Below are 25,638 nucleotides of genomic sequence, written 5' to 3'. Positions count from 1 at the left end.
CCTAAGACGCCTTTCTGCCTGTGGCCGTGCTGTCGTCCTGGAGGCTGGCATTCTGGACGAGGTCTGTGGGATCGAGGATCAGTGCGATCTGCCCGTCGCCGAGTATCGTTGCCGCCGCCACGCCGGGCACATGCCCGTAGCTTTCCTGAAGTCCCTTGATCACGACCTGCCGCTGGTCGTCGATTGTGTCGACCAGAAGCGCCACAAGTCGGCCTTCTTCGGGTGAGATCAGAAGCGCGATACCGCTTTCGTCCGCGCGGCGCGGAGGGCGGTAACCCAGTTCGGTTCCGAGATCGAGAACCGGGACGAAGCGGTCGCGCACGCGGACGACGTACTGGCCGGGTGCGACGGGGCTGAGGTCGCCCGGTGTCAGCGACAGGGTCTCGACGATGGAGCCAAGCGGAACTACCAGTGTTTCGCCGGCAACCGAGATTACCATGCCGTCCAGAACGGCCAGGGTGAGCGGGAGCGAAATCGAGAATGTCGTTCCCTGGCCGGGAATCGACTCGATTGCGACCCGGCCCCCCAGCGCCGCGATCTGAGTCTTCACGACATCCATGCCGACGCCGCGTCCAGACAGGTTGGAGACCTTGTCGGCGGTGGAAAAACCCGGGAGGAACAAAAGCTGGTCGATTTCCGCATCGGAAAGAACGGCGTCTTCGGGGATCAGGCCCTTGGTGATCGCGATTGTGCGAACTTTTTCGCGATTTATGCCGCCGCCGTTGTCGCCGACCTCGATCAGAACGCGGCCGGATCGGTGATAGGCGCACAGCCGGATTTCGCCCTGCTCGGGCTTGCCTGCGGCCCTGCGCACCTCTGGGGCCTCAAGGCGGTGATCCACCGCGTTGCGGATCATGTGGGTCAAAGGGTCAGCAAGGCGCTCGATCGCCGTTTTGTCGATCTCCGTCGCTTCTCCCTCGGTGACGAGTTTGACGGGCTTTCCGATGGCCGCCGAAGCCTCTCGCGTGATCCGCGACATGCGCTGGAAGAGCGATTTGACGGGCTGCGCCCGGATCATCATCACGCTTTCCTGGATATCGCGGGTGAGCTGGAGAAATTCCTCCAGTCCGACAAGAACGGAGGAGTTGGCGGGGATGTTTTCGGCGGTGATCGACTGCGACAGCATCGCCTGGTTGATCACCAGTTCGCCAACGAGATTGACCAGACGGTCGATGCGCTCGATGTCGACGCGCACGGTGGCGGAAGGTTTGGCGGAAGCCTTGGAAGTGGACGAGGCCTGAGGATCTCCGCTCGAGACGCCAGGCGCCGGATCATGTGCTTCGGCCTCGCCCACCGAGGTTTCGGGAGCGGCAGTGACTTCGGGAGGGGAAGCCTTGGCCTTGGCCGCCGGGGAATGCGCGGCTCCGGGGCCGGCTGCCTGAATACGAAGTGTGCAGACGTCTTCGACGAATTCGAACACTTCCCTGACGGCGTTTGGCGCAACGGGTCCGGAAATGACTATGGTCCAGGACAGACGGCTGCCCAGAGTGGAGACATCGGGGAGACTGGGAGTGGGATCGCAGTCTACGCTGACGGAGCAGGGGGCGAGTGACGCCAGGGATTTCAGCAGGCTGCGGGGGTCGTTGCCGCTGTCGTACAGCTCGGGCGAGGCACGGAACGTCACGTGGAGCAGTTGCTTCGCTTCGCCGTCCAGTGCCGGATCTTCATCTGTTTCCGCTTGCAGATCGGTGCCGCCGGGAAGGGGCGGAAGATCGTCCAGGGACAGGTCCGGGCCATCAAGATCACCGAGATCGATGGTCATGGGCGCGAAGTCGATTTCGGCGGCAGGCGCGTTGCCGCCGGCATCATCGCCGGAGTAACCGGTAAGTTCTGCCAGCATCGCGTCGCGGTTGGCGGTGTCGATCGGCGCGTGGTCACGTGACGCACGGACGAGGTCGGACAGCATGTCGGAGCAGCGGAAGAACAGATCGAGAAGGCGGGCGTCGGCGGTCAGTGACCCGCTGCGGCACAAATCCATGACCGTCTCGAACTGATGCGCGAAACCTACGAGGTCTTCTAGGCCGAAGGCGCCCGCGCCGCCCTTGATGGAATGGACTGCGCGGAACGCGACGTTGATTGTCTCGGCGTCGACATCGCCGTCAGACATCGTCTGAAGGGCGTCGACAAGGGCCTCGAGCAATTCTTCGCATTCAACGAAGAACGAGGCCATGATTTCCTGCATCGGATCGGACATTCCGCGTCTCCTAGCCTGCGACCGTGCGCAAGGCGCGGATCAGCTTGTCCTGAGCGAAGGGCTTGACGATCCATCCCGTTGCGCCGGCGTTCCGGGCCCGGATCTTGAGTTCGTCGGAGCTTTCGGTGGTCAGGACGAGGATCGGCGTCAGGCGCGATTCATCGCGGCCCCGCACGGCGTCGATGAAGCCGAAGCCGTCCATTCTGGGCATGTTGATATCCGTGATGATCACGTCGGGCTGCAAACCTTCGAGAACCTCGAGCCCATGAACGCCATCGTCCGCGGTCGTCACGTCGAAGCCTTCGTCCTTGAGCGCCAACGTGATCATGTCGCGCATGGTGCGGCTGTCATCCACCGCCAGTACGTTGATCGTCATGCCGGTTCTCCCGCGGTGATGGTGTCCGCCGTCAGTCCGAAGCGGGCGAGATTTTCGTTGAATGCGTCGGACGGCGATACGATCGAGAGCGTCGTGCCGGAAGCGTCCCATACCTGGCGGGCGCATAGCATCAGTTCGAGGCACAGGCCGCCCAGGAACTCGACACCCGAGGCGTCGAGGGCGATGGCGTGGCCCTCGGCCTCGGCGAGTTGCGCCCGCAACGGATCGGCCGCAACGGAATCGAGTCTTTCTTTCAGGATGATACGTCTGACCATTCACGCACCTCTCGCCACAGACCGTCGTCGCCCGGACCGTTTTGCGAATCCGGCGACCCGGCCTTCCTAGACCGGTGGACGTTAAGACGTGGTTACGCGGGATGCGGAAAAAACGTTCGCGTCACTCGGCCAGATGGCTGGCCAGACCGTTCAGGGCGGCGAAATCATCTTCGATCACGAAAACCCCGAAATTCTTCATGAATCCGGAAAAGCGGCCCTTGTCGCGGAACGCTTCAGCGAAGCCGAAATGCTCGAAATAGGGCGTGACCGCGCGGGCGACGCCGCCGATCAGGTAGACGCCGCCGAAGGGCAGATGGATCAGCGACAGGTTGCCCGCGACGGTTCCGAGGATGCGAACGAACCATTGCACGGCCTCGACCGCCGCCGGATCGGCGCCACTTTCGCAATCGGCCATGATGTCGGCAGCGCGTTTCTCGGCCGGATCGCCGGCCTCGGCACGGCGCCATGCGTAGACGTGTTCAAGGCCGCGTCCGGACAGCACGTCCTCGACGCCCGGAAAACCGTGCGTGGTTTCGACGAAGCGCAAGAGACGCAGTTCCTCGTCCGTGCGCAAGGGGATGTTGGCGTGCCCGGCCTCGGATGGGGGCACCAGCCTTCCGCCAGGCGTTTCGAAGACCGGGGCGATATTGAAACCGGTGCCGACGCCGATCACCAGCCGGGTCGCCCTGGGATCGGCCTCGGGGCCTTCGATGACCGTGCGCAGGTTCTCGGGAGCCGTCATGCCGGCGGCGAAGCCCTGGGCCTGGAGATCGTTCAGGACAGAGATGCGCTCGGCTCCCGTGGCGCGCGCGACGGTGTCACGGTCGATGTACCAGTCGAGATTCGTCAATTCGCCGCGTCCGTCGCGGACCGGGCCGGCCACGGCCACGGCGGCAGCGGTACAATCGACGCCATCCTCGTCCTGAACATAGGTTCTGAGCACGGTCTCGAGACCCGCATAGTCCGCATTCCGGTATTTGCGCACCGTTTCGGGCAGAAGAACCGGCCCGTCGGCCAAGGCGACGCGGGTGTTGGTTCCGCCGACGTCGGCCACGAGCGAGAGCGTGTCGGGGGCGTGTTTCGGCATTGTCGGAACTCCGTCAGGATCAGCGGGTCAGGGCCGCGCTCAGCGCGTGATAGGATGCTTTGGGTGCGCGCTGCAAGCTGTCGAAATCGATGTGAACGAGACCGAAGCGTTTGTCATAGCCAAGGGACCATTCGTAGTTATCGAGGAGCGACCAGATGTAGTACCCGGCCACGGGAACGCCGTCGGAGATCGCCGCCTTGACCTGATCGAGATGGGCGTCGAGATAGTCGATGCGGTCCTGATCCTCGGTCCCCGAATGGCTGGCCATCCCGTTTTCGGTCACGAAAAGCGGCAGGTCGCCGCTATAGTCGTCGGCGGTGCGGCGCAGGAAATTTCCGATCCCTTCGGGGTATATTTCCCACTCCATCGCGGTCTTGGGAAGCGGGCCCTCGACCTCCTCGAGGGATGGCCATGGCGCATCGGTCGCGGCGATGTTCTTGCGCGTGTAGTAGTTGAGGCCGCACCAGTCGACCGGCGTGGTGATGGTGGGCAGGTCGTCCTGCCAGTTCGTGGGGAAATGTTGTTCGAGCCCCGCGAGAACTTCGGCGGGATACTCGCCCTTGAAGATGCCCGACAGGTAGAAACGGTTGTAATAGGCGTCGTAGCGGGCCGTCGCGGCGCGGTCGGCTTCGCTGTCGCTTGCCGGGTTGGCCCACTCGAAGTTGCAGACTGCGCCGAGGTTCTTCATGCCAAGTCCCCGCATCGTCTGGATGCAGGTGCCGTGGGCCAGCAGGACGTGGTGCATGGCGCGGGCGGCCGCACGGATGTCGCGGACGCCCGGTGCGTGCAGGCCCATGAAATGCGAGAGCCAGGCGACACACCAGGGCTCGTTGATCGGGGCCGCCGACCAGATGCGGTCACCGATGCGCGTCATCAGGACCTCGGTAAAATCTGCGAACCAGCCGGCGATATCGCGGTTGCGCCAGCCGCCTGCGTCGGCAAGCGGCGAGGGCAGTTCCCAGTGGTAGAGGGTTGCGGCGGGCTTGATGCCGCGTGCCAGGAGGCCGTCGACAAGGCGGTCGTAGAAATCCAGTCCTTCCTGGTTCACCGCGCCACGACCCTCGGGCAGAACGCGGGCCCAGCTTGTGGAGAAGCGGTACACGTCCGCACCAAGGCCGGCGATCAGGTCCAGATCCTCGTCCATCCGGTGGAAATGGTCGCAGGCGCGCGCGCCATTTTCGGCCCGCACGACATTGCCCGGTGTCGCGGCGAAATCGTCCCAGTGCGTGCGGCCGGCGCCGCCGAAAGCGTGACCCTCGATCTGGTAGCTCGACGTTGCAACCCCGAAGAGAAAGTCCTCGGGGAAGTCGGAACGCTTGGTTTTCATGGTTTATCCTTGTTCGAGAACCCGGCGCATCGCCGGGGCAGGGCCGGTCGACTGACCGACCGTTAATTCGGCCTCCAGCAGCACGTGCTGCGGCGGCTGTCCGGGGTTGCGTATCGCATTGATCAGCACATCCGCAAGCTGCTGTCCTGCCTGCCGCACCGACGACCGCACGCCCGTGAAAATCGGTACGTCTCCGATATTGCGAAAATAGCTGAGGTCATCGTCATGGATGACGACAGAGATGTCGTGCCCCATGACGAGGCCGGCGTCGTAGATGGCCCGGCGGACCCCGATCGCGGCGATGATCGACGAGACCAGGAACGCGGTGGGGGCATCAGAAGACGCGAGCAGCCTGTGAGCCGTCTCGTATCCGTAGTTTTCTGTCATCTCGTCATTTGCAACAAGCGCCGGGTTCAGCGGAATTCCACGCTCGCACAACGCGGATTGGTACCCGAGCAGGCGGCGGCGGGCGAAATCCATATCGGCCAGGCCGTTGACCAGCGCGATCGATCGGTGGCCAAGGTCGAGAAGGAAGTTGGTTGCCCGGAAGAAGGCCCGCCGATTGTTGATGTCGATCCAGGAATAGTCTGTCGCCACCTCGCTGGAGCGTCCGTGGACGACGAAGGGGATACCGAGTTCGGTCAGCATCGCGATACGCGGATCGGCAACGCGCGGCCCGTGCACCACGAGGCCGTCGACAGTGCCCCGTGTGCTGAGGTCACGGTAGAATTCCTCTTCATCGCGGTCGTTGACCACCGACAACATGAGGTCATAGCCCGACCTGGCGTAGACCTCGCCCGCGCCGGCGATGAAGTCGGCGAAAATCGGGTTCACCAGTTCGTGTTGGGTCGAGAGGGGCAGGACGTGACCGATGGCCATGGAGCGTCCGGTCGCCAGTCGGCGCGCACCGCTGTTGGGAGCGTAGTTATACCGGGCCGCCGCTTCCATCACGCGTCTGCGGGTGCGCTCGCTGACCTCGGGATACCCGTTGAGCGCCCGGCTGACGGTCGTCGGAGAGAGGCCGAGTGTCTGAGAAAGTTCCTTGAGGTTCATTGTCGGTTACGATTGCCAAAGCGTTTTGAATTATTGCGCAGAATACGGAATCATTCGCGCATGTCAAAGGCGAGAATTTCCGCGTCGCGGCGCTGCAGGTGCGGCATTTTCCTTTTATATATGGATTTCGAAAACCATGATTGACAGGGCTGCCTATTTAGGCGAAAGATGCCGCTATCCAAACCGCTTTGAAAATCCTGAGGCCGGTTTGTGGAGAGGAAATGGGTCGATGGCCCAAACTGGGAGGTTACCTTATGAAAAAGAGTTTGTATGCGGGCGTGGCTGTGGCTGCCATGTCGGCGACGGGCGCGCTGGCGGGCGGGCATCTTCAGTATGCACCGGGCGAAGGCCCGTTCAGCTGGGACAGCTACAACGCCTGGGCGGAAACGGCGCCTGATCTCAGCGGTCAGACCGTCACGATCGCCGGTCCGTGGCTGCAGCCGGAAGACGACGTCTTCCGCTCTGTCATCGCCTATTTCGCCGACGCTACGGGCGCGGAAATCATTTACACTGGCTCGGACTCGTTCGAGCAGCAGATCGTGATCGACGCCGAAGCCGGTGCCGCCCCGAACGTGGCGGTCTTCCCGCAGCCGGGTCTGGCCGCGGACATGGCTGCCCGTGGCCTTTTGTACCCGCTGCCTGAGGGCATGGGGGAGTGGACCGCCGAGAACTACGGCGCGGGTCCGTCCTGGGTGGACCTCGGCACCTATGCCGACAAGGACGGCAACGACCAGCTTTATGGCTTCTTCTACAACGTCAACGTGAAGTCGCTGGTCTGGTACGTTCCCGAGAACTTCGAGGATGCCGGCTATGAGGTCCCCGAGACCATGGAAGACCTGAAGGCGCTGACCGAGCAGATCGCCGCCGACGGCGAAGTGCCGTGGTGCATCGGTCTGGGTTCGGGTGCGGCGACCGGCTGGCCTGCGACCGACTGGGTCGAGGATCTGATGCTGCGCACCCAGCCTGCTGACGTCTACGACCAGTGGACCTCCAACGAGATGCCGTTCAACGACGAGCGCGTTGTCGCTGCCATCGAGGAGTTCGGCTGGTTCGCGCGGAACGACGCCTATGTGTCCGGCGGTGCCGGTGCTGTGGCCACGACCGACTTCCGTGACAGCCCGAAGGGTCTCTTCGCGTCGCCGCCGCAGTGCTACATGCACCGCCAGGCCTCGTTCGTTCCGGCGTTCTTCCCGGAAGGCATCGAGTTTGGTGAGGATGTCGACTTCTTCTACTTCCCGGCCTTCGCCGAGAAGGACCTCGGCAGCCCGGTTCTTGGCGGTGGCACGCTGATGGCGATCACCGATCCGTCGGACGCCACCAACGCGTTCTTCGACTTCCTGAAGCTGCCGCTGGCGCACGAGGTCTTCGGCTCGCAGTCGGGCTTCCTGACGCCGCTGAAAAGCGTGAACCCGGAAACCTACCTGAACGACGCGCTGCGCGGTCAGGCCGACATTCTGGTGAACGCGACGACCTTCCGCTTCGACGGGTCCGACCTGATGCCGGGCGGTGTCGGTGCCGGCACGTTCTGGACCGGTATGGTCGACTACACGGGCGGCAAGGATGCCAAGACCGTGGCCGATGAGATCCAGTCAAGCTGGGACGCCCTGAAGTAAACGGTTTCCCGTCAGGCATTCGAGAGGTCCCGCTCAGGCGGGGCCTCTCCACGAAAGAACAAAAAAGATTTCAGGCTATCGGTTGAAGGGAGGGGAACATGCATCCCGCATTGCTCGGTCTCGTGACCATTGTCATCGGTGTCGGCGGTTGCCTGGCTTACTTCTATTTCTCGAACCTGTTTCTGGACAAGGTTCTGTTCCCCGCGAGCGGACCCAACGCAGGCCGTAACATCAACCGGGCGAACCAGATCCGCCCGTGGCTTTTCGTCTTTCCTGCCATGTTCGCGCTGCTTCTTTACCTTGGATATCCCGTCTTCGAGACGCTGAGGCTGTCCCTGACCGACCGCAGCCGGGACGGCGCGTTCGTCGGATTTGCAAATTACTCCCAGATGATGTCCGAGCCGAAATTCTGGGAAGCGATCCGGAACAACATGCTGTGGCTGATCGTCGTGCCCGCGGCCTCGACCGCATTCGGGCTTCTGGTCGCGCAGCTTACCGACCGCATTTCCTGGGGCAATGTCGCCAAGTCCCTGATCTTCATGCCGATGGCGATCTCTTTCGTCGGCGCTTCGGTGATTTTTAAGCTGATCTATGATACCCGTCCCGAGGACGTGGGGCAGATCGGCATTCTGAACGCGGTCTGGATGCAGTTCGACGGAGGGATCGGGTCGATCCTTCTGCTGAAGATCCTTCCGGCGGTGCTGTTCCTCGCCTCTGCTGCCGTATTCGGTTTCGTGGCGTGGGCGCTGGCGCGTCCCGTTCTGACGAACGAGCGGTCGCATGCCGGCGCGGGGGTCAAGGGCGTCCGCCTGGTTCTGGCGGTGTTCTCGGCGATCCTTGCGGTGATCTCGCTGAAATCGGTTCTGGATGTGTTCACAACCGTTCTGCCCTATGGCGAGCCGCAGACCTGGCTGACGCTGCCGTTCTACAACAACTTCTTCCTGATGGTCGTGCTGATCTGGATCCAGACCGGCTTTGCCATGGTGATCCTTTCCGCCGCGCTGCGCGGAATCCCCGAGGAAACGGTCGAGGCCGCGATTATCGACGGGGCCAACCCGTTCCAGATTTTCTTCCAGATCAAGGTGCCGCAGATCATGCCGACGATCGTCGTGGTCTGGACCACGATTACCCTGACCGTGCTGAAGGTCTTCGACATCGTGTTCGCGATGACGAACGGGCAGTGGGAGACGCAGGTTCTGGCGAACTACATGTACGACAAGCTGTTCCGTGCCAACGATTGGGGTGTCGGATCCGCCAGTGCGATCGTCATCATGCTTCTGGTGACGCCGATCCTGGTCTGGAACGTCTACAACGCCCGCAAAGAAATGCGCTGAGGGAGACGGAGAGATGGACAATATCGCTGGAACCAAATCCCGTCTGACCTGGGCCGTGCATATCTCGGTCGCCTTGCTTGTGCTGCTCTGGCTGTTCCCGACGGTTGGCCTGTTCGTGTCGTCCTTCCGGACCGCTGATCAGATTTCGTCCTCGGGCTGGTGGGCGGCGCTTTTCCCGACGGAGCAGACTATTCAGTTGAGAACCGGTGGCGGAGACGCTGCGGTTCAGGAGAACGGTCTTTATGTCGTGACCGGCAATCTTCTGACCGACGAGGGCGGGCCGGGAGAAGCGGCCGTGATCAGCAGTTTCGGTGTCTCGTCGCGTGACATCGGCGCTTTTGGCGCCGGGGAAACCGCCGAGTTCGGCGAAGGCGAAACGCTCACCCTGGAGGCGGATGGCAGCTACCGCTACACGAGCCCCGAAGAGCCGGGGCGGCGTGGTCAGCGCGTATTCGTCACCGCGGAAACCCCGCCGGATTTCACGTTGGGCAACTATAACACGATCCTCTTCAGCGGCACCGGCCAGGACAACATGGCGAAAGCCTTCTTCAACACGCTGACGGTGACGATACCTGCGACGATCATCCCGATCGTGGTGGCAGCTTTCGCGGCCTATGCGCTGGCGTGGATGGATTTCCCGGGCCGTGCGCTTCTGATCGCCTTGGTCGTGGCGCTGCTGGTGGTGCCGTTGCAGCTGGCGCTCATTCCGCTTCTGCGACTGCACCTGGGGATCGGCATCGGCAAGGGGTATCTTGGCGTTTGGCTGGCCCATACCGGGTTCGGGCTGCCGCTCGCGATCTATCTCCTGCGAAATTACATGGTGGGCCTTCCGAGGGACATCATCGAGAACGCCAAGGTCGATGGAGCGACGGATTTCCAGATCTTCACGAAGATCATCCTCCCTCTGTCGTTCCCGGCCTTGGCGAGCTTCGCGATCTTCCAGTTCCTCTGGACATGGAACGACTTGCTTGTGGCCAAGGTGTTCCTGATCGACTCGACCGGGTCCACGACCGTCATGACGAACCAGATCGTCGAACTTCTGGGTACACGTGGCGGCAACTGGGAAATCCTGGCGACCGCGGCGTTCGTTTCGATCGCGGTGCCGCTGGTCGTTTTCTTTGCAATGCAACGCTATCTCGTTCGCGGCCTTCTGGCCGGTTCGGTCAAGTAAGGACTATCCTGATGAGTTTCCTCGACCCGCGTGTCGAATCCAAGTCGACCCTCAAGGCCGATGCCGACTGGTGGCGGGGTGCGGTGATCTACCAGATCTATCCGCGCTCCTACCAGGACTCGAACGGCGACGGCATCGGCGATCTTTCCGGCATCATTCACCGGCTGCCGCATGTGGCATCGCTGGGCGTGGACGCCATCTGGATCTCGCCCTTCTTCACCTCGCCGATGCAGGATTTCGGCTATGACGTGTCGGACTACCGGGATGTCGATCCGATGTTCGGAACGCTGGGCGATTTCGACGCGCTGATCGCAAGGGCGCACGAGCTGGGTATTCGGGTGATCATCGACCTGGTGCTGAGCCATACCTCGGACCAGCATCCGTGGTTCAAGGAAAGCCGCGCCTCGCGCGAAAATCCCAAGGCCGACTGGTATGTCTGGGCCGAGGCCAAGCCCGACGGGACGCCGCCCAACAACTGGCTGTCGATCTTCGGCGGGTCGGCCTGGGAATGGGACGGGCAGCGGATGCAGTACTACCTGCACAACTTCCTGACCTCGCAGCCCGACCTGAACTTCCACAATATGGAGGTGCAGCAGGAGTTGCTGGACGTGGCCCGGTTCTGGCTGGAGCGCGGCGTTGACGGCTTCCGCCTCGATACGGTGAACTTCTACGTTCACGACAAGGAACTCAGGGACAACCCGCCGGTTAACCGCGCCGAAAGCGACATCACCACGGCGCCTTCGGTGAACCCCTATACATTCCAGAACCACAAATACGACAAGTCCCAGCCCGAGAACCTGAAGTTCCTGGAGCGCCTGCGCGGCGTGATGGACGAGTTTCAGGACATCACCGCGGTGGGCGAGGTTGGCGACGACCAGCAGGGGTTGGCGATCCAGGCGGCCTATACCGAGGGCACCAAGCGGCTCCACATGTGCTATGGATTCGACTTTCTCTCGTCACAGTTCCCGACCGGCACGCGGGTCGCGAAGGTCTTGCGCCAGTTCGGCGATGCGGCGCCCGAGAGCTGGGCCTGCTGGGCGTTTTCGAACCATGACGTGGAGCGGCATGCATCGCGCTGGGGCCTGTCGCCCGAGGCGGTACGGCTTTACGCGGCGCTCCTCATGTCGCTTCGCGGCACTATTTGCCTGTACCAGGGGGAGGAACTGGGACTGACCGAGGCTTACGTCCCCTTCGAGGATTTGCAGGACCCGTACGGCAAGAGGTTCTGGCCCAAGTTCAAGGGCCGCGATGGCTGCCGGACGCCGATGGCGTGGAGCCATGACCAGGTGCACGGCGGTTTCTCGCAGGGCAAGCCGTGGTTGCCGGTGGCGATGGAGCACGTGCAGGCAGCGGTAGAGGTCCAGGATGGCGACGAGGCGTCGACGCTGAATTTCTATCGCCGGATGATCGATTTTCGGCGCGCCTATGCGGCGTTGCTGAAGGGCGATTTCGAACTGGTCGAGGCTGACGATACCTATATCAGCTTCATCCGCGCGCATGGAAATGCGCGGGTATTCTGCGCCTTCAACCTGTCGGACGAAGACAGGGTTGTCACGATGCCGGAGGGTAGCTGGCAAATCGATCGTGGCGCGCCGTTCACCTGCGTCGAGGACGACACCAACACGACCCTGCCGCCGTGGCAGGCGCTTTTCGCCTTTGCCGGCGCATGACTTTAGGGGAGGGAAACCATGGCTGATCTTTTGCTGACGAATGTGGCCAAGTCCTATGGCGAGGTGGATGTCCTGAAGGACATCAATCTCGACATCAAGAAGGGCGAACTGATCGTTTTCGTGGGGCCGTCAGGCTGTGGCAAATCCACGCTTCTGCGCATGATCGCGGGTCTGGAAAAGATCACCGGCGGCGAGCTGCAGATCGACGGCATGGTGGTGAACGATGTCCCGCCATCCCAGCGGGGCATCGCGATGGTGTTCCAGTCCTATGCGCTTTATCCGCACATGACGGTGCGGGAGAACATGCAGTTCGCGCTGAAGATCGCCAAGAAAAGCCAGGCCGAGATCGACGAACGCGTGGAGAAGGCCGCGCGGATCCTGCAGTTGCACAACCTGCTGGACCGGCTGCCCAAGGCCCTGTCGGGCGGACAGCGCCAGCGCGTTGCCATCGGACGCTCCATCGTGCGCGATCCGAAGGTCTATCTGTTCGACGAGCCGCTCTCGAACCTCGATGCGGCGTTGCGGGTGGCCACTCGGATCGAGATCGCGCAGCTGAAGGAATCGATGCCGGACTCCACGATGATTTACGTCACGCATGACCAGGTCGAGGCGATGACGCTGGCCACGCGGATCGTCGTGCTGGCAGGCGGCGGCATCGCCCAGGTCGGGTCGCCGCTTGAGCTGTACGAGCGCCCCGAGAACGAATTCGTGGCCCAGTTCATCGGGTCGCCCGCGATGAACCTTATCCCCGGCAGGATCACCGGGACCGGTGAACAGACTACCATCGAGGTCGTTGGCGGAGGGCTGGCCGTGTCGCACTATCCCTCTTTGCCCGAAGAGATGGGCAAGGAGGTGAATATCGGTGTGCGGCCGGAGGATTTCGTGGCCGCAGCCCCCGGCGGCAGCCATATCTTCAGCGGCAAGGTCAACATCACCGAGGCACTGGGCGAGGTGACGCTGCTTTATTTCGAGCCGCAGGACGGTCGTGACCCGGTTATCGGAAAGCTGCAGGGCATCCACAACGAGCTGCGCGGAAAGGACGTGCAACTGACGGCCGATCCGTCGAAGGTGCATGTATTCCTCGATACGCAATCGCTTCTTTACCGCGACCGTCCGATCAAGCGGATCGCGACGAAGGCGCATTGAGCCAGGGCAGGTGCTTGTCGAAGAGGCCGGGCAATTGCCCGGTCTTTTCGTATTCGTTGAAGCGATCTTGGAAGACCCCCGGCATGTGATAGCCTGCCGTCGGGCAGACATGGCTGCCTGTTCGGAAGGAATTGCACTTCATGCCCCGCCGTTTCATCGATATCTCCGTCGCGCTTCAGGCCGGGATCGCCTCGGACCCGCCATTCATGTTGCCGAAGATCGACTACAAGACCGGCGCCGATACGGCCGATAGATTGGAAGCGTTCTTCCCGGGTCTGTCGCGGGACGATCTGCCGAACGGAGAGGGGTGGGCGATGGAGTTCATGGAGGTGGCAACCCACAATGGCACCCATCTGGATGCGCCGTACCATCATCATTCGACCATGGACGGCGGCAAGCGTGCGATCACGATCGACGAGGTTCCGCTGGAGTGGTGCATGAATCCGGGAGTGAAGCTGGATTTCCGGCACCTGCCGGACGGGCACGTGGTCAGCGCCGCCGAAGTGGAAGCCGAATTGGAGCGGATCGGGCACGATGTGCAGCCCCTGGACATCGTGCTTGTCAACACGTCGGCGGGGGCGAAGTACGGCGAGCCGGATTACTTGGACGCGGGCTGCGGCATGGGGCGGGAGGCTACGTTGTACCTGCTGGAAAAAGGAGTGCGGGTGACCGGCACGGATGCCTGGTCGTGGGATGCGCCGTTTTCCTATACTGCTAAACGATGGGCCGAGACACGGGACCCATCGATCATCTGGGAGGGGCACCGGGCCTCGATGGACATCGGGTATAGCCACATCGAGAAGCTGTCGAACCTGGAGTCCCTGCCGGAGACCGGGTTCACGGTCTGCTGCTTCCCGATCAAGATCAAGGGCGGCTCGGCGGGTTTCACGCGCGCCGTGGCGATCCTTGATGACTGAACGGGCGGATCAGATCTCGGCCACCCCGACGACGTAGTTCTTGCCATAGTGCTTCGCGCATTTCGGGCAGGTCGTGTAGAAGAAATACACGCGGCCGGGCAGGCTGCCCTTGTCGCGAACAAGCTGTTCCATCTCGGCGCACCAGTCTTTCGCGTCTCGGTAGGGGCCTTCGAAGGCCTTGGTGACGAAGTCGCCGGTCAGTGACGTCATCTCTTCACCGGGGATATCGCGCGGAACGGAAAACAGGTGTTCTGCCTTGAACGGCGACAGATCGCGGCTGAGGACGATCATGTCGTCGTTGTCCCAGCCACCGGCTTCTTCAATGCGGCTGTTCACCCGCGCGAACACACGACCCATGTTGAGCGGGATATGCATCGCGCTGCGGGTCTCTGCCCGGAGGAACCTCTTGTCCCTGAAGTGCAATTCCCGACCGTCCCATCCTTCGGGATTGAATCGCGGGCAACAGCCGGTTTCATTGACGCTGTCGTCGAAGCGGGGAAGAGTATTCGTTTCCATGTTCAAACCTCCCTTCTGAACCTGAACAGTATAAGCGGTTCAGCGGTTCTGTCGTTGATGCCGGTCAATCACGATGGGGGCCGTGCGATGTCGTGCCGCGCTGCACCGGGCCCACCGGCTGTGGCAGACATGGGGTCAGGAGATTTCGCCCATGTCACATTTTCCCCCACCGCCCCAATTGCCCCAGAAAGTGGGCCTGTTCCGGCGCGTTCCTCCGGCCATATTTCCGGCTGTCCTTGGACTTCTGGGGCTGGTCGCGGCCTGGAGGCGGGCGGTTGATGTCTTTGGGTTTCCAACCGCGCCTGTCGATCTGGCCGCCGGTATGGTGAGTTTGCTTTTTGCATATTGTCTGGTGGCTTACGGGGCGAAGTTCTTTTTCCGCCCAGGCGTGATGCTGGATGATCTGAAGACGCTTCCGGGCCGGACGGGTCTGGCCGCTCTTTTCATAGGCCTGATGGTCGAGGCCGCAATACTTGCGCCGATGGCGCGCGGTCTGGCGCTGGCCTGTCTGGTGGTCGGATTTCTGGGGCTCCTTGGAATCGCGCTTCGCGTTCTGGTGCAGAGATTGTCGGGAACGGACACCTCGGGGCCCGTCACGCCCGCGATGCACCTTGTGTTCGTCGGCTTCATTCTGGCCCCGGGCGCGGCGTTGACGCTGGATGTGGTGACCGGAACGCTGCCCTGGCTGATCGGTTACTGCGCCGCTGCCGCGGTTGTGGTTACGGCAGTGAGCGTCCGGCCGCTGCTGACCGGGGAGGGACAGCCGCCCTTGCGGCCGTTGCAGGTGATACAGCTTGCGCCGGCGGGATTTGTCGCCGGAGCCGCCATGCTCACCGGGCAGACCTTGCTTGGGGCGATTTCGCTGATCTGGGCTGCCGTTCTCGCCGCGATCTTCCTGGTTCGCATCCGCTGGCTGACAGAGGGCGAATTCAGCGGGTTCTGGAGTGCCTTCACGTTTCCGGTGACGGCATTCGCGGGTGCACTGCTGATCGGGTCGCAGTACTTCGACATGGAAGTCCTGCGCTACCTCGGAGCGATCGTTCTTGTGGCCGCTACGCTCTACATCCCTGCGATTGCCTACCGTGTGCTGAAGCTTTGGGCGAAGGGGATGCTGGCTGCGAAAACCAACGCGGCCATTGCGTGATCCCACGGCACAGCTGGGAGATGTCGAATCGTTTTTGCGGCCTGTGTTGTTTCCCCCGTACACCCACCCCTAACTTACCGCCCGCTGTCCTAATAAACCGCGAACGCGCGCCAAGGAGTCGTTGGCAGCGCAGAGTCCGGCAGAAACAAGAGTAGAGTCGGTTGGAGATCTGGGCAGCGCCCCGTGGAGATCTGGGCAGCTCCTTATGGAGAACCGCGCAGAGACAGGCGGAGATTCCCCTCAGCGAACCGTCGGACTTCGGCAGTCTATGGCGCCGTATCGGGGGTGGCGCTGCGCCGGGTCATCCCGGACAGCGCGCATCGAAGATGAAACCCAGGAAATTCAGCATGACCTGGGCAGCGAGGATCGCGGTCGATCCGGTCGGATCGTAGTCGGGCGCGACCTCGACGAGATCGAAGCCCACGACCTCGTGGTTACGGGCGATAGTCTGCAATAGTTCCAGAACCTCGTAGTAGAGGAAGCCGCCGTGACTTGGCGTGCCGGTGCCGGGCGCGATGGAAGGGCAGAAAGCGTCGATGTCCAGGGTGACATAGACGCGCGCACCCGTCGGAAGCCTTGACGCGACGCCTGCCGGGCCGAGGTTGCGGGCCTGGCGGACGGACAGGATGTCTGAGCCCATCCTGCGCGCGTCCTCGTAGCCCTCGCGGGCCGTCGAGGAAACGTTTCTTATGCCGACCTGTGTCAGTCCGGTGACCTGAGCCTGCTCGGCGGCCCGGCGCATCGGATTTCCGTGGCCGTGGCGGACGCCGTGACGCTCGTCCACAAAATCCAGATGCGCGTCGATCTGAAGAATGTGGAAGGGGGGCTGATCATCAAAGGCCCGGATACAGGGGATGTTGACCGAGTGGTCGCCGCCGATCACCACCGGCAGGGCACCGGCCTTCAGGATCGAGCGGACGCCGGTTTCGATGTTGGCATGGCTCTTCTCGGTGTCGGTATGCACAATGTCCGCATCCCCGATGTCGACGATGCGGACGTCGCCGGGCAGGTAGGTCCGGTCATCCTCGTGGTCATAGGCGCCGGCGTGTCCGAAAGAAAACAGCGTCGAGGCCTCGCGCACGGCACGAGGTCCGAAGCGTGCGCCGGAGCGCCACTGGGTGCCTGCATCGAAGGGCGCGCCGAGAACGGCGGCGTGGGCGTCGATCCTGTCCCAGTCCTGGACGTAAGGTCTCTTGCCGAAGGTCGAGATGCCGACGAAGGGCAGATCGAGGCGGCCGGTTTCGTATCCATGCGTGCTCATCAGGTCATCAGGCCCGGGTTCGGATGCGGATGCAAGCGGCAGTTTTTTGGGGGTACCGTCCACAAAATCTGGTGATCCGCGTCGTTTTGGCCACGAATAGGGCTTTCGGCCCATGACAAGCCATGCAATAGGGAGGCGTCAAACGATCCCTCCCAAGGAGAACCGCTCATGGAGATTCGTGAGGCACTCACATTCGACGACGTTCTGCTCGTTCCGGCCGCCTCCAAGGTTTTGCCGTCGACGGCCGATACGCGCACGAAGGTCACCAAGACCATCAAGATGAACATACCGCTTCTGTCCTCGGCGATGGATACGGTGACCGAGGCACGCATGGCTATCGCGATGGCTCAGGCCGGCGGCATCGGCGTGATCCACCGCAACCTCGACATCGAGGCCCAGGCACGCGAGGTGCGGCGCGTGAAGCGGTTCGAGTCCGGTATCGTATATAACCCGGTCACCTTGACGCCGGACCAGACCCTTGGCGACGCCAAGGCGCTGATCGAACGCTACAATTTCACCGGCTTTCCCGTGGTGGACAAGAACCACAAGGTCGTTGGGATCGTCACGAACCGGGATATGCGGTTCGCCGAGAGCGACGATACCCCGGTCAGGGTCATGATGACTTCGGAGAACCTCGCGGTCCTGAAGGAACCCGCGGATCTCGACGAGGCACGCAGCCTGATGCGGGCGCGCCGGATCGAGAAGTTGCTGGTGACGGATGCGAATGGCAAGCTCACCGGCCTCCTGACGTTGAAGGACAGCGAAATGGCGGTCCTGAACCCGCAGGCCTGCAAGGACGCGCTGGGACGTTTGCGTGTCGCGGCAGCGACCACGGTGGGCGATGCGGGGTTCGAACGCTCCGAGGCGCTGGTCGATGCCGGCGTGGACATCATCGTGATCGATACGGCGCATGGGCATTCCGCTTCGGTTGCGGAGGCCGTTGTCCGGGCGAAGAAACTGTCGAACGAAGTGCAGATCATCGCGGGCAACGTCGCGACTGGCGATGCCACGAAAGCGCTGATCGATGCCGGTGCGGACGCCGTCAAGGTCGGGATCGGGCCGGGGTCGATCTGCACGACTCGAATGGTCGCGGGCGTCGGCGTGCCGCAGTTGTCGGCGATCATCGATTGCGCACAGGCCGCGGGCGATGTTCCCGTGATCGCCGACGGCGGGATCAAATTTTCCGGTGATTTCGCCAAGGCCATCGCCGCGGGTGCGTCCTGCGCCATGGTCGGCTCTATGATCGCCGGCACGGACGAGTCGCCCGGCGAGGTGATCCTGTACCAGGGACGTAGTTTCAAATCCTATCGCGGCATGGGCAGTCTTGGTGCAATGGCACGCGGCAGCGCGGACCGGTATTTCCAGAAGGATGCGGCGAGCGACAAGCTCGTACCCGAGGGTATCGAAGGCCAAGTGCCCTACAAGGGGTCCGCTGGTGCCGTCATACATCAGTTGATCGGTGGGCTTCGCGCGGCCATGGGCTACACAGGTTGCGAAACCATCGAAGACATGCGACAAAATTGTAAGTTCGTGCGGATAACCGGGGCAGGGCTCAAGGAAAGCCACGTCCACGATGTCCAGATTACGCGCGAAAGCCCCAACTATCGCTTCGGCGGGTGAGGCGGGGCTGAAAAGTAACGATTGAGGAACCGCTGTCGGTCCGTTTGTTGATGTGTAGCCAGGTGGGGGCCATGGCAGACCGCGCATTACGACCTGAAGAACCCGCAAGGGATGTCTTTGACCTTGAAAAGGACGACCGCTGGCAAGCCCGTCTTGCCGAGGCGCGCGCCCGGCGTGCCATTGCCCTGCGCGAGAAGGCCAATTCCCAGGAAGCTCCGAAACGCCGCCTGAAGCCGTGGGAGGAGGCCGGACAGGATCGTCCCGAGGGCTATGAGCCGATCGAGCCGTTATTGAAATCCGAGGACGACGATAAGCTCGATTTTTCGGATCGCGTCCGATCGCTTCGTGAGACTGTCGAAGGCGCCGGAGGAAATGGCGGACCAAGCCTTGACGAGTTGAGGCCCGAGACGTCCGAGCCCCCGTCCCGCGAGGCCGATGCGCCCGGCTTGATCGCGACTGCCGATAAAAAAGATGACGTGCGTCTTTCCGAGGCGGCCAAAAAGCCGAGATCTGTGGCGGATCGGTATATCAAGTCACTTTCTCCGGATTTCACTCCAGTTCGCCCGTTCGTACCGCAACCAAGCCTGGTTACCCACGTCGAGCCAAGCCGAACGGCTGAAACGCGATCCGCCGACGAGACCGAAAGGCTGGCGCGAGACTATGCGGCAACCATAGTCGTTGCCGAATCTGAAACGCCCGCGACGGAAGCTGCGGCGAAACCTGCGGTGCGCCGACGTCGGCGCGGAATACCGGCTTTGCTTCTGGCGGGCGTCTGTCTGCTGGCGGTACTTCCGTTTACCAAGACAGTGCCGCCGATGGACAAGGGACCCGCGTCTGGACGGTCGGCTCCGCAGATCGGGCTGCAGCCCGCGCTTGGCATAACGCGCCCGATGAACGCGTTTCCGCGTTCGACGACCCTTGGGGAGTGGACGCCGGTCTCGGGTCGGCCGCCGCGCGGTCCTTTGGTACTGCCCCTCGAGACGGCCGTATCTCAGCAACGTTTCGTCGCAGCACTTTTGCCTGTCCCCTTCGGAGACGATGGCTTTGGCACGACTGGCTGGTCCGCGATCCAGCCGGTAGGCGACCGTTCGTCAGCGGTCCGGGTGAGCGTTCCCGCAACAGATCGCCTTCCCGGCGTCGCCGCGGCAGATCCGATCGCCGAAGAGGCGGGCACCAGCGAGCCTCTGTCGGCTCCGCTCAGTCTTCTGTCTGTTACTATTATGGTTCCGCGCACGACGGATCCCGCTATCGCGGAGGCCATCGCCGATAACCTTCTCGAGCGGGGGCATGAACTTTCGGCGCTGACGCTGGTGGATCTCAAGATCAGCGAGCGGAATATCCGCTTCTTCCACGAGGAAGACCGTGGAGAGGCCGCGCGCCTGGCAGAAGCCTATGACGCCCGTCTTAGAGATTTTACGTCTTTCCGCCCGTCTCCGGCCCAAGGAATCGTCGAGATTTGGCTGGCCGGTGAGGGATTGTCACGTCCAGCTGTTGTAGCGGCGCCTCGCCAGGTCCAGGCACAGCAACCGGCTCCGACGCCGCGCGTGGTCATCGTCAGGCGATCTCCGTCCTTCCTGGAGCGGATCTTCGGCGGAGGGCATGAGATTGACGGTACGCCGGCCTCTGCGCTTAAGGGTGGGTCTTCCGCATTGAGTATTCCTTCGTCCGGGACATCGACAGACATAGGTATTCCGGGCGATTTGGGCGGCACCGGGACAACGGATGATTCCGGTGTGTCGGAGGAAACAGAGCCCACGGGCGGTACGGATGGTGATGTCAGCGGTTCCGGAGATACGGGAACGTCTGGCGACACAAGCTCCTCGGAAGGGACGGATACATCTGACGATACCGGTTCAAGCACCGGCAGCGGCTCGAACGGCAACTCCGGAAATGGCAATTCCGGGAACGGTGGCGGTGGTTCGGGATCAGAGTCCGATACGACTGCCGACGGCTGAAATTCGATGCGATCCTCAAAGATGCTTGGACGCCGCCGGGCTGGGCGACTGTCAATGACTAACTCAAAGGCCTCATCTATATGACGCCCGCCGCGCGCATCGCCGCGGCGGCGGACATCCTGGACAAGGTCATCGCTGGAGGTTCGACCGAGCAGTGCCTGCTCAACTGGGCGCGATCCAGCCGTTATGCCGGGTCAGGAGACAGGGCGGCGGTCCGCGACCTTGTTTTCGATGCGCGCCGGCGCCAGCGTTCGTTCGCCTGGATTGGAGGGGCGGAAACCGGGCGAGGCCTCATGCTTGGCAGAGTGCGTGCCGAAGGCGAGGATCCTGATGCCGAATTCACGGGCGATCGTCATTGTCTCGACCGGCTTTCGGAGCGTGAGGCGGCACTCTCGCCGGAAATCTCCCTGGCGCCCGATCCGGTGCGCTTCGATTGCCAGGATTGGCTTTGGCCGATTTTCCAGAAAGCATTTGGGGAGCAAGCGGCCCCGATTCTGAGTGCGTTGCAGTCGCGGGCTCCGGTATTTCTTCGGGCGAACATCTCCAAAGCCACAACGGATCAAGCGATCAAGATGCTTGCGGAGGATGATATCGTGGCTGTCGAGGAGCCACTCAGCCCCTCCGCTCTGCGGGTGACAGGGAACGCGCGGCGCGTTCAGGGCTCGAAAGCCTATGGCGATGGTGTCGTCGAATTGCAGGATGCCGCTTCGCAGGCGGTTGTGGACCTCGTGTCGCCCTATGCCGCCGGAGGTTCGGTCCTCGATTATTGCGCCGGAGGTGGAGGGAAGTCGCTGCAGCTTGCCGCCGGCGGTGCATCGAGGGTCGTGGCCCATGACGCGGATATGAAGAGAATGCGGGACATTCCGGCGCGAGCGGCCCGCGCGGGACAACGCATCGAGGTGGCAGAACGCCCGGATGGTCTTTTCGACTGTGTCCTGACGGATGTACCGTGCTCTGGCAGTGGAGCATGGCGGCGGCAACCTGACGCGAAATGGCTGCTGACGCCGGCCCGTCTTTCCGAGCTGAATGATGTACAGGACGAGATTCTGGACCGCGCGGTTGCCCATGTGAAAGAGAACGGGGTGCTGGCCTTTGCAACCTGTTCTCTTCTTGAGGAAGAGAACGGCGAAAGGATCGCTGCTTTCCTGGAACGGCATCCGGAATGGCATCCGGTTGACGAGCGGCGGTTCAGCCCGCTGGAGGGCGGCGACGGGTTTTTCGTTGCCATTCTGCGCCGACGCTGACGAAATCAACGAATTTGGCACACCCGTTCATTTTTCGTTAACCTATTGCCAACACTGTCGGTTTCACATCGCAGCTTGAACCGCAGGATGCTTTTTTGACCGACCGTAAGGGCCCAGCGATTTTGCTGCCTCTGGCCTCTGACTTTTCCGAGCGCTTTTTTCTGTTCCTGACCGCTTCAGGCGCAATGCTTCTGGCAAGTGTCATCGTTCCACCTTTGGGTATGGCAAAAGTCTTTCTTGGCGCCGGGATCGGACTGTTCGCTTTGGCCATCTTCGGCCTGGGGTTGCTCGTACGGGAGCGCGCTAGCCTGATCCGTCATAACCGGCTTTCGGAGATCGCCCTTCGCGGCGAACGGTGTCCCGCGCTGTTGTCGGACCACACCGGGCGTCTGATGTCGTTGAACGGGGCTGCCAGCCGACTGGAGAAAGGCTATCGACCGACCAATGCGACCGATTTTGCGGGCAAGATCTTTGGAATTGGCACCCTTCATTCCGACCGTTGCGCGGCGCAGGCTTTCGCCGAGGGGCATGCCGGCGAAACCGTCAGCGTTGGGGCGCGGCGCTTGCGTATCGAGGTCTGCAAGGTGTCGGATGAGCGTCTCTTATGGAGGTTCGATCAGCGCTGTGCGGCCAGCGCTCGCTCCGATGTGGCGGATCGCGTCGCTCTGTTGTCGGTTTCACCGGATGGCGGCATTCTTGGCGGAAATGATCTGGCATCGTCCCAGATTGGCGAGATTCCGGCCACTCTGGCGCTGCTTCTCGATCACCAGCCGTTCGTATCTGGAAACTCATATAGGATCTCGGGAAGGCGTGACGACGTTGCGGTGCGGCTGGTCGAGTTGCGCAATTCGGAGGGCTGGCGTGAAATCGCTCTGCTTCCGGCCGAAGCGTCGGTCGAGTCGCCAATAGGGAAGATCCTGTCGGAGTCGGACCTTCTCGATGCGCTGCCTGTTCCGATGCTGAAGGTGACCGCTGAAGGCGATCTGATCGAGGCCAACCACGAGGCGCGATCCATCCTTTCCCTGGGAGAGGAGCCTTTGCCGCCTCTGTTCGAACTGGTCGAGGGCATGGGGCGGCCGATATCCGACTGGCTTGAGGATGCGGCCAAAGGGCGTGGTCTGCTGAAACCTGAAATCGTGCGTGTCGTTGGGCCTGGACAAGAGCTTTTCCTGCAAATCACGCTTGGCCGCACGATGGAGAACGACAGAACCGTGCTTTTCGGCATTCTGAACGACGCGACCGAGTTGAAAACCCTGGAGGCTCAGTTTGTTCAGAGCCAGAAAATGCAGGCGATCGGACAGCTTGCCGGCGGCGTGGCGCATGATTTCAATAATCTTCTGACAGCGATCAGCGGGCATTGCGATCTTCTGCTTTTGCGTCACGATCCGGGCGACCCCGATTATTCGGATCTGATGCAGATTTCCCAGAATGCCAATCGTGCGGCCAGTCTCGTGGGGCAGTTGCTGGCGTTCTCCCGCAAGCAGAACCTGAAGCCGCAGGCGCTTGATCTGCGGGATACCATGTCCGACTTGGCGCACTTGCTGAACCGACTGATCGGGGAACGAATCCAGCTCGAGGTGGTTCATGCTCTGGGAGAACAGGTCATCCGAGCCGACCGGCGCCAGATGGAACAGGTGATCGTCAACCTTGTCGTGAACGCTCGCGACGCGATGCCGGAAGGCGGGCGTATATCGATCAATATCCGCAAAGACTGCCTGACGAGTGAGTTGCGACGCGACCGTGCGCTGGTGCCCCCTGGCGATTACGTGGTTATCGAGGTGAAGGACTCGGGCACCGGGATCTCTCCCGACGGGCTGACCAAGATCTTCGAACCTTTCTACACGACGAAAAAAACTGGCGAGGGAACCGGGCTGGGCCTCTCGACGGCATACGGTATCGTCAAGCAGACCGGCGGCTTCATTTTCGTGGACAGCGAGATCGGCAAAGGCAGTCTGTTCAGTTTGTACTTCCCGTCGTATGACATGCCTCGCGAGCAGTACGCCGAAGAGAGCCCGGCTCCGATCGCCGTGGCTCCGCCCAAGGATGGCGGCGTCATTCTGCTGGTGGAGGATGAAGCCCCGGTGCGCGCCTTCGCCAGCAGGGCGTTGCGGATGCGGGGGTACACCGTGCTTGAAGCCGAAAACGCCGAACAGGCGTTGAGCACGCTAGAGGACCGTGACCTGAAGGTGGACGTATTTGTCACCGACGTCATCATGCCCGGGCTCGATGGCCCGACCTGGGTGCGCCGGGCCTTGCGGGAGCGACCCGATACGCGCACTGTTTTCGTGTCCGGTTATTCGGAAGAGGGGCGCATCGAGAAACAGGCGCGAATCCCCAACTCGGTGTTTCTACCCAAGCCATTCTCACTGCAGCAACTGACATCCGTAGTGAATGAGCAGTTTCACTAGTCTTCGTTCGCGGAGACAGAAAAAACCATGTTTGGCGAGCGGCGGTAACCCTCCCTTAAGAATAAGTTTTCATAGAATGGGAAACAAATCGGTTGAAATGTTCTCTTTTTGGTCTCATACACTCCAATAAGAACAAGAGGCGAACATGAGTGGCGTTGCCGCCGACAGGCGGCTGTGGAATAAGGAACAGGACCAATGGGTGCAGCAGAAATTCTGGACATGACCACCAAGAAAGACAGCGACAAGCAGAAAGCGCTGGATTCCGCACTGGCGCAGATCGAGCGGCAGTTCGGCAAGGGCTCGATCATGCGGCTTGGCGGCGACAATGCCATGCGCGAGATCGAGGCGACCTCGACCGGCTCGTTGGGGCTGGATATCGCGCTGGGGATCGGTGGTCTGCCCAAGGGCCGCATTATCGAGATTTACGGACCCGAGTCTTCGGGCAAGACGACCCTGACGCTGCATTGCGTGGCCGAAGAGCAGAAGAAAGGCGGCGTCTGTGCCTTCGTCGATGCCGAACACGCGCTTGATCCGCAGTACGCGAAGAAACTTGGCGTCAACCTCGACGAGTTGCTGATATCGCAGCCGGATACCGGCGAGCAGGCACTTGAGATCACGGATACGCTTGTGCGCTCGGGCGCCGTCAGCATGGTGATCGTCGACTCGGTCGCGGCTTTGACGCCGAAATCGGAACTGGAAGGCGACATGGGCGACAGCTCGGTCGGCGTCCACGCCCGCCTGATGAGCCAGGCGATGCGCAAGCTGACGGGCTCGATCGCACGCTCGAACTGCATGGTGATCTTCATCAACCAGATCCGGATGAAGATCGGCGTCATGTTCGGCAGCCCGGAGACGACGACGGGCGGCAACGCACTGAAATTCTATTCCTCCGTGCGTCTCGACATTCGCCGGATCGGCGCGATCAAGGATCGTGACGAGGTGGTCGGAAACACCACGCGGGTGAAAGTGGTCAAGAACAAGGTCGCCCCGCCGTTCAAGCAGGTCGAGTTCGACATCATGTACGGCGAAGGCATCTCGAAGACCGGCGAACTGCTGGACCTTGGGGTGAAGGCCGGGGTGGTCGAGAAGTCGGGGTCCTGGTTCAGCTATGGCGACGAACGGATCGGGCAGGGGCGTGAAAACGCCAAGCAGTTCCTGAAGGACAACGCGGATATTGCCTGGGAGATCGAGGACAAGATCCGAGCAGCGCATGGCCTGGATTTCGATGGGGCCGACGACGACGACCTGTCCGGTATGGACACGGATGATGATGGTCTGATCGAAGGCTGAGAAACGGAGACGGCGCACTCCGGAACAGGCCGGCTCT

At 62.0% G+C, this 25,638-nt stretch carries 21 protein-coding genes; 12 read left to right on the top strand and 9 right to left on the bottom strand.

Annotation, left to right across the window (positions count from 1 at the left end; translation table 11 throughout):
• Position 1 precedes the first annotated feature (1 nt).
• From ACKLNI_RS13690 to ACKLNI_RS13665, 6 genes are all read right to left on the bottom strand, one after another.
• A complete protein-coding gene (locus tag ACKLNI_RS13690) occupies positions 2-2,194 on the bottom strand; it encodes a chemotaxis protein CheA (protein ID WP_413719637.1) in 2,193 nt (730 codons plus the stop codon).
• A gap of 10 nt (positions 2,195-2,204) precedes the next feature.
• A complete protein-coding gene (locus ACKLNI_RS13685) occupies positions 2,205-2,570 on the bottom strand; it encodes a response regulator (protein WP_413719636.1) in 366 nt (121 codons plus the stop codon).
• Positions 2,567-2,845 (bottom strand): STAS domain-containing protein, encoded by a 279-nt coding sequence (locus ACKLNI_RS13680; protein ID WP_413719635.1) that lies wholly within the window; start codon positions 2,843-2,845, stop codon positions 2,567-2,569. Before ACKLNI_RS13680 ends, ACKLNI_RS13685 begins: the two co-directional genes overlap by 4 nt.
• 121 nt (positions 2,846-2,966) lie before the next feature.
• Entirely contained in the window at positions 2,967-3,932 is a 966-nt protein-coding gene (locus tag ACKLNI_RS13675) for a glucokinase (RefSeq protein WP_413719634.1), read from the bottom strand.
• 19 nt (positions 3,933-3,951) lie between these two features.
• Positions 3,952-5,259: a GH1 family beta-glucosidase gene (locus tag ACKLNI_RS13670; protein ID WP_413719633.1), complete on the bottom strand. Its 1,308-nt coding sequence runs from the start codon at positions 5,257-5,259 to the stop codon at positions 3,952-3,954.
• Positions 5,260-5,262: 3 nt separating this feature from the next.
• The gene (locus ACKLNI_RS13665) at positions 5,263-6,312 is read right to left on the bottom strand and encodes a LacI family DNA-binding transcriptional regulator (RefSeq protein ID WP_413719632.1); all 1,050 of its coding nucleotides are present in this window, start codon (positions 6,310-6,312) and stop codon (positions 5,263-5,265) included.
• A gap of 254 nt (positions 6,313-6,566) precedes the next feature.
• Here ACKLNI_RS13665 and ACKLNI_RS13660 point away from each other — a divergent pair, with 254 nt between their 5' ends.
• The 5 genes from ACKLNI_RS13660 to ACKLNI_RS13640 all read left to right on the top strand — a co-directional run bounded on the left by ACKLNI_RS13660 (position 6,567) and on the right by ACKLNI_RS13640 (position 13,246).
• On the top strand, positions 6,567-7,925 hold the full coding sequence (locus ACKLNI_RS13660; protein ID WP_413719631.1) for an ABC transporter substrate-binding protein: 1,359 nt from the start codon (positions 6,567-6,569) through the stop codon (positions 7,923-7,925).
• A gap of 98 nt (positions 7,926-8,023) precedes the next feature.
• A complete protein-coding gene (locus ACKLNI_RS13655; RefSeq protein ID WP_413719630.1) occupies positions 8,024-9,259 on the top strand; it encodes a carbohydrate ABC transporter permease in 1,236 nt (411 codons plus the stop codon).
• A 13-nt stretch (positions 9,260-9,272) separates the two neighbouring features.
• Positions 9,273-10,430: a carbohydrate ABC transporter permease gene (locus tag ACKLNI_RS13650; protein WP_413719629.1), complete on the top strand. Its 1,158-nt coding sequence runs from the start codon at positions 9,273-9,275 to the stop codon at positions 10,428-10,430.
• Between the two features lie 11 nt (positions 10,431-10,441).
• Positions 10,442-12,100 (top strand): alpha-glucosidase, encoded by a 1,659-nt coding sequence (locus ACKLNI_RS13645; protein WP_413719628.1) that lies wholly within the window; start codon positions 10,442-10,444, stop codon positions 12,098-12,100.
• An 18-nt stretch (positions 12,101-12,118) separates the two neighbouring features.
• Complete coding sequence (locus ACKLNI_RS13640) at positions 12,119-13,246, top strand: ABC transporter ATP-binding protein (RefSeq protein ID WP_413719627.1); 1,128 nt, start codon at positions 12,119-12,121, stop codon at positions 13,244-13,246.
• On the opposite strand, the gene ACKLNI_RS13635 is transcribed toward ACKLNI_RS13640, so the two are convergent.
• A complete protein-coding gene (locus ACKLNI_RS13635; protein ID WP_413719626.1) occupies positions 13,218-13,388 on the bottom strand; it encodes a hypothetical protein in 171 nt (56 codons plus the stop codon). The two genes, ACKLNI_RS13640 and ACKLNI_RS13635, sit on opposite strands and share 29 nt — an antisense overlap.
• Between ACKLNI_RS13635 and ACKLNI_RS13630 the strand changes: the two genes are divergently transcribed.
• The gene (locus ACKLNI_RS13630; protein ID WP_413719625.1) at positions 13,387-14,163 is read left to right on the top strand and encodes a cyclase family protein; all 777 of its coding nucleotides are present in this window, start codon (positions 13,387-13,389) and stop codon (positions 14,161-14,163) included. The genes ACKLNI_RS13635 and ACKLNI_RS13630 overlap by 2 nt on opposite strands.
• A 9-nt stretch (positions 14,164-14,172) precedes the next feature.
• On the opposite strand, the gene ACKLNI_RS13625 is transcribed toward ACKLNI_RS13630, so the two are convergent.
• Positions 14,173-14,679: a hydrolase gene (locus tag ACKLNI_RS13625; RefSeq protein ID WP_413719624.1), complete on the bottom strand. Its 507-nt coding sequence runs from the start codon at positions 14,677-14,679 to the stop codon at positions 14,173-14,175.
• 151 nt (positions 14,680-14,830) lie between these two features.
• Here ACKLNI_RS13625 and ACKLNI_RS13620 point away from each other — a divergent pair, with 151 nt between their 5' ends.
• Entirely contained in the window at positions 14,831-15,823 is a 993-nt protein-coding gene (locus ACKLNI_RS13620) for an SLAC1 family transporter (RefSeq protein ID WP_413719623.1), read from the top strand.
• A 301-nt stretch (positions 15,824-16,124) separates the two neighbouring features.
• Here ACKLNI_RS13620 and speB read toward each other — a convergent pair whose 3' ends face one another.
• Complete coding sequence (gene speB, locus ACKLNI_RS13615) at positions 16,125-17,084, bottom strand: agmatinase (protein WP_413719622.1); 960 nt, start codon at positions 17,082-17,084, stop codon at positions 16,125-16,127.
• Positions 17,085-17,252: 168 nt separating this feature from the next.
• Here speB and guaB point away from each other — a divergent pair, with 168 nt between their 5' ends.
• The 5 genes from guaB (at position 17,253) to recA (ending at position 25,601) form a co-directional block, all read left to right on the top strand.
• Entirely contained in the window at positions 17,253-18,704 is a 1,452-nt protein-coding gene (gene guaB / locus ACKLNI_RS13610; protein ID WP_413719621.1) for an IMP dehydrogenase, read from the top strand.
• A 71-nt stretch (positions 18,705-18,775) separates the two neighbouring features.
• Positions 18,776-20,659, top strand: coding sequence for a hypothetical protein (locus ACKLNI_RS13605; protein ID WP_413719620.1), 1,884 nt, complete (start codon positions 18,776-18,778; stop codon positions 20,657-20,659).
• Positions 20,660-20,739: 80 nt separating this feature from the next.
• Positions 20,740-21,903, top strand: coding sequence for an RsmB/NOP family class I SAM-dependent RNA methyltransferase (locus tag ACKLNI_RS13600; RefSeq protein WP_413719619.1), 1,164 nt, complete (start codon positions 20,740-20,742; stop codon positions 21,901-21,903).
• Between the two features lie 95 nt (positions 21,904-21,998).
• Positions 21,999-24,311, top strand: coding sequence for an ATP-binding protein (locus ACKLNI_RS13595; protein WP_413719618.1), 2,313 nt, complete (start codon positions 21,999-22,001; stop codon positions 24,309-24,311).
• A 195-nt stretch (positions 24,312-24,506) separates the two neighbouring features.
• Positions 24,507-25,601: a recombinase RecA gene (recA, locus tag ACKLNI_RS13590; RefSeq protein ID WP_413719617.1), complete on the top strand. Its 1,095-nt coding sequence runs from the start codon at positions 24,507-24,509 to the stop codon at positions 25,599-25,601.
• The last annotated feature ends 37 nt before the right edge of the window (positions 25,602-25,638 follow it).

Origin of the sequence: Silicimonas lutimaris, assembly GCF_047314965.1 — a bacterium.
Taxonomy (GTDB): Bacteria; Pseudomonadota; Alphaproteobacteria; order Rhodobacterales; family Rhodobacteraceae; genus JAVJUV01.
Note: the sequence above shows the minus strand (reverse complement) of the source record. Positions and strands in the feature narration are given on the sequence as shown.

Coding starts and splice junctions, on each gene's coding strand:
- ACKLNI_RS13655 (WP_413719630.1), top strand. CDS start 8,024: ATGCATCCCGCATTGCTCGGTCTCGTGACCATTGTCATCGGTGTCGGC.
- ACKLNI_RS13675 (WP_413719634.1), bottom strand. CDS start 3,932: ATGCCGAAACACGCCCCCGACACGCTCTCGCTCGTGGCCGACGTCGGC.
- recA (WP_413719617.1), top strand. CDS start 24,507: ATGGGTGCAGCAGAAATTCTGGACATGACCACCAAGAAAGACAGCGAC.
- ACKLNI_RS13685 (WP_413719636.1), bottom strand. CDS start 2,570: ATGACGATCAACGTACTGGCGGTGGATGACAGCCGCACCATGCGCGAC.
- ACKLNI_RS13660 (WP_413719631.1), top strand. CDS start 6,567: ATGAAAAAGAGTTTGTATGCGGGCGTGGCTGTGGCTGCCATGTCGGCG.
- ACKLNI_RS13635 (WP_413719626.1), bottom strand. CDS start 13,388: ATGAAGTGCAATTCCTTCCGAACAGGCAGCCATGTCTGCCCGACGGCA.
- ACKLNI_RS13680 (WP_413719635.1), bottom strand. CDS start 2,845: ATGGTCAGACGTATCATCCTGAAAGAAAGACTCGATTCCGTTGCGGCC.
- ACKLNI_RS13665 (WP_413719632.1), bottom strand. CDS start 6,312: ATGAACCTCAAGGAACTTTCTCAGACACTCGGCCTCTCTCCGACGACC.
- guaB (WP_413719621.1), top strand. CDS start 17,253: ATGGAGATTCGTGAGGCACTCACATTCGACGACGTTCTGCTCGTTCCG.
- ACKLNI_RS13640 (WP_413719627.1), top strand. CDS start 12,119: ATGGCTGATCTTTTGCTGACGAATGTGGCCAAGTCCTATGGCGAGGTG.
- ACKLNI_RS13690 (WP_413719637.1), bottom strand. CDS start 2,194: ATGTCCGATCCGATGCAGGAAATCATGGCCTCGTTCTTCGTTGAATGC.
- ACKLNI_RS13600 (WP_413719619.1), top strand. CDS start 20,740: ATGACGCCCGCCGCGCGCATCGCCGCGGCGGCGGACATCCTGGACAAG.
- speB (WP_413719622.1), bottom strand. CDS start 17,084: ATGAGCACGCATGGATACGAAACCGGCCGCCTCGATCTGCCCTTCGTC.
- ACKLNI_RS13605 (WP_413719620.1), top strand. CDS start 18,776: ATGGCAGACCGCGCATTACGACCTGAAGAACCCGCAAGGGATGTCTTT.
- ACKLNI_RS13620 (WP_413719623.1), top strand. CDS start 14,831: ATGTCACATTTTCCCCCACCGCCCCAATTGCCCCAGAAAGTGGGCCTG.
- ACKLNI_RS13645 (WP_413719628.1), top strand. CDS start 10,442: ATGAGTTTCCTCGACCCGCGTGTCGAATCCAAGTCGACCCTCAAGGCC.
- ACKLNI_RS13625 (WP_413719624.1), bottom strand. CDS start 14,679: ATGGAAACGAATACTCTTCCCCGCTTCGACGACAGCGTCAATGAAACC.
- ACKLNI_RS13630 (WP_413719625.1), top strand. CDS start 13,387: ATGCCCCGCCGTTTCATCGATATCTCCGTCGCGCTTCAGGCCGGGATC.
- ACKLNI_RS13670 (WP_413719633.1), bottom strand. CDS start 5,259: ATGAAAACCAAGCGTTCCGACTTCCCCGAGGACTTTCTCTTCGGGGTT.
- ACKLNI_RS13650 (WP_413719629.1), top strand. CDS start 9,273: ATGGACAATATCGCTGGAACCAAATCCCGTCTGACCTGGGCCGTGCAT.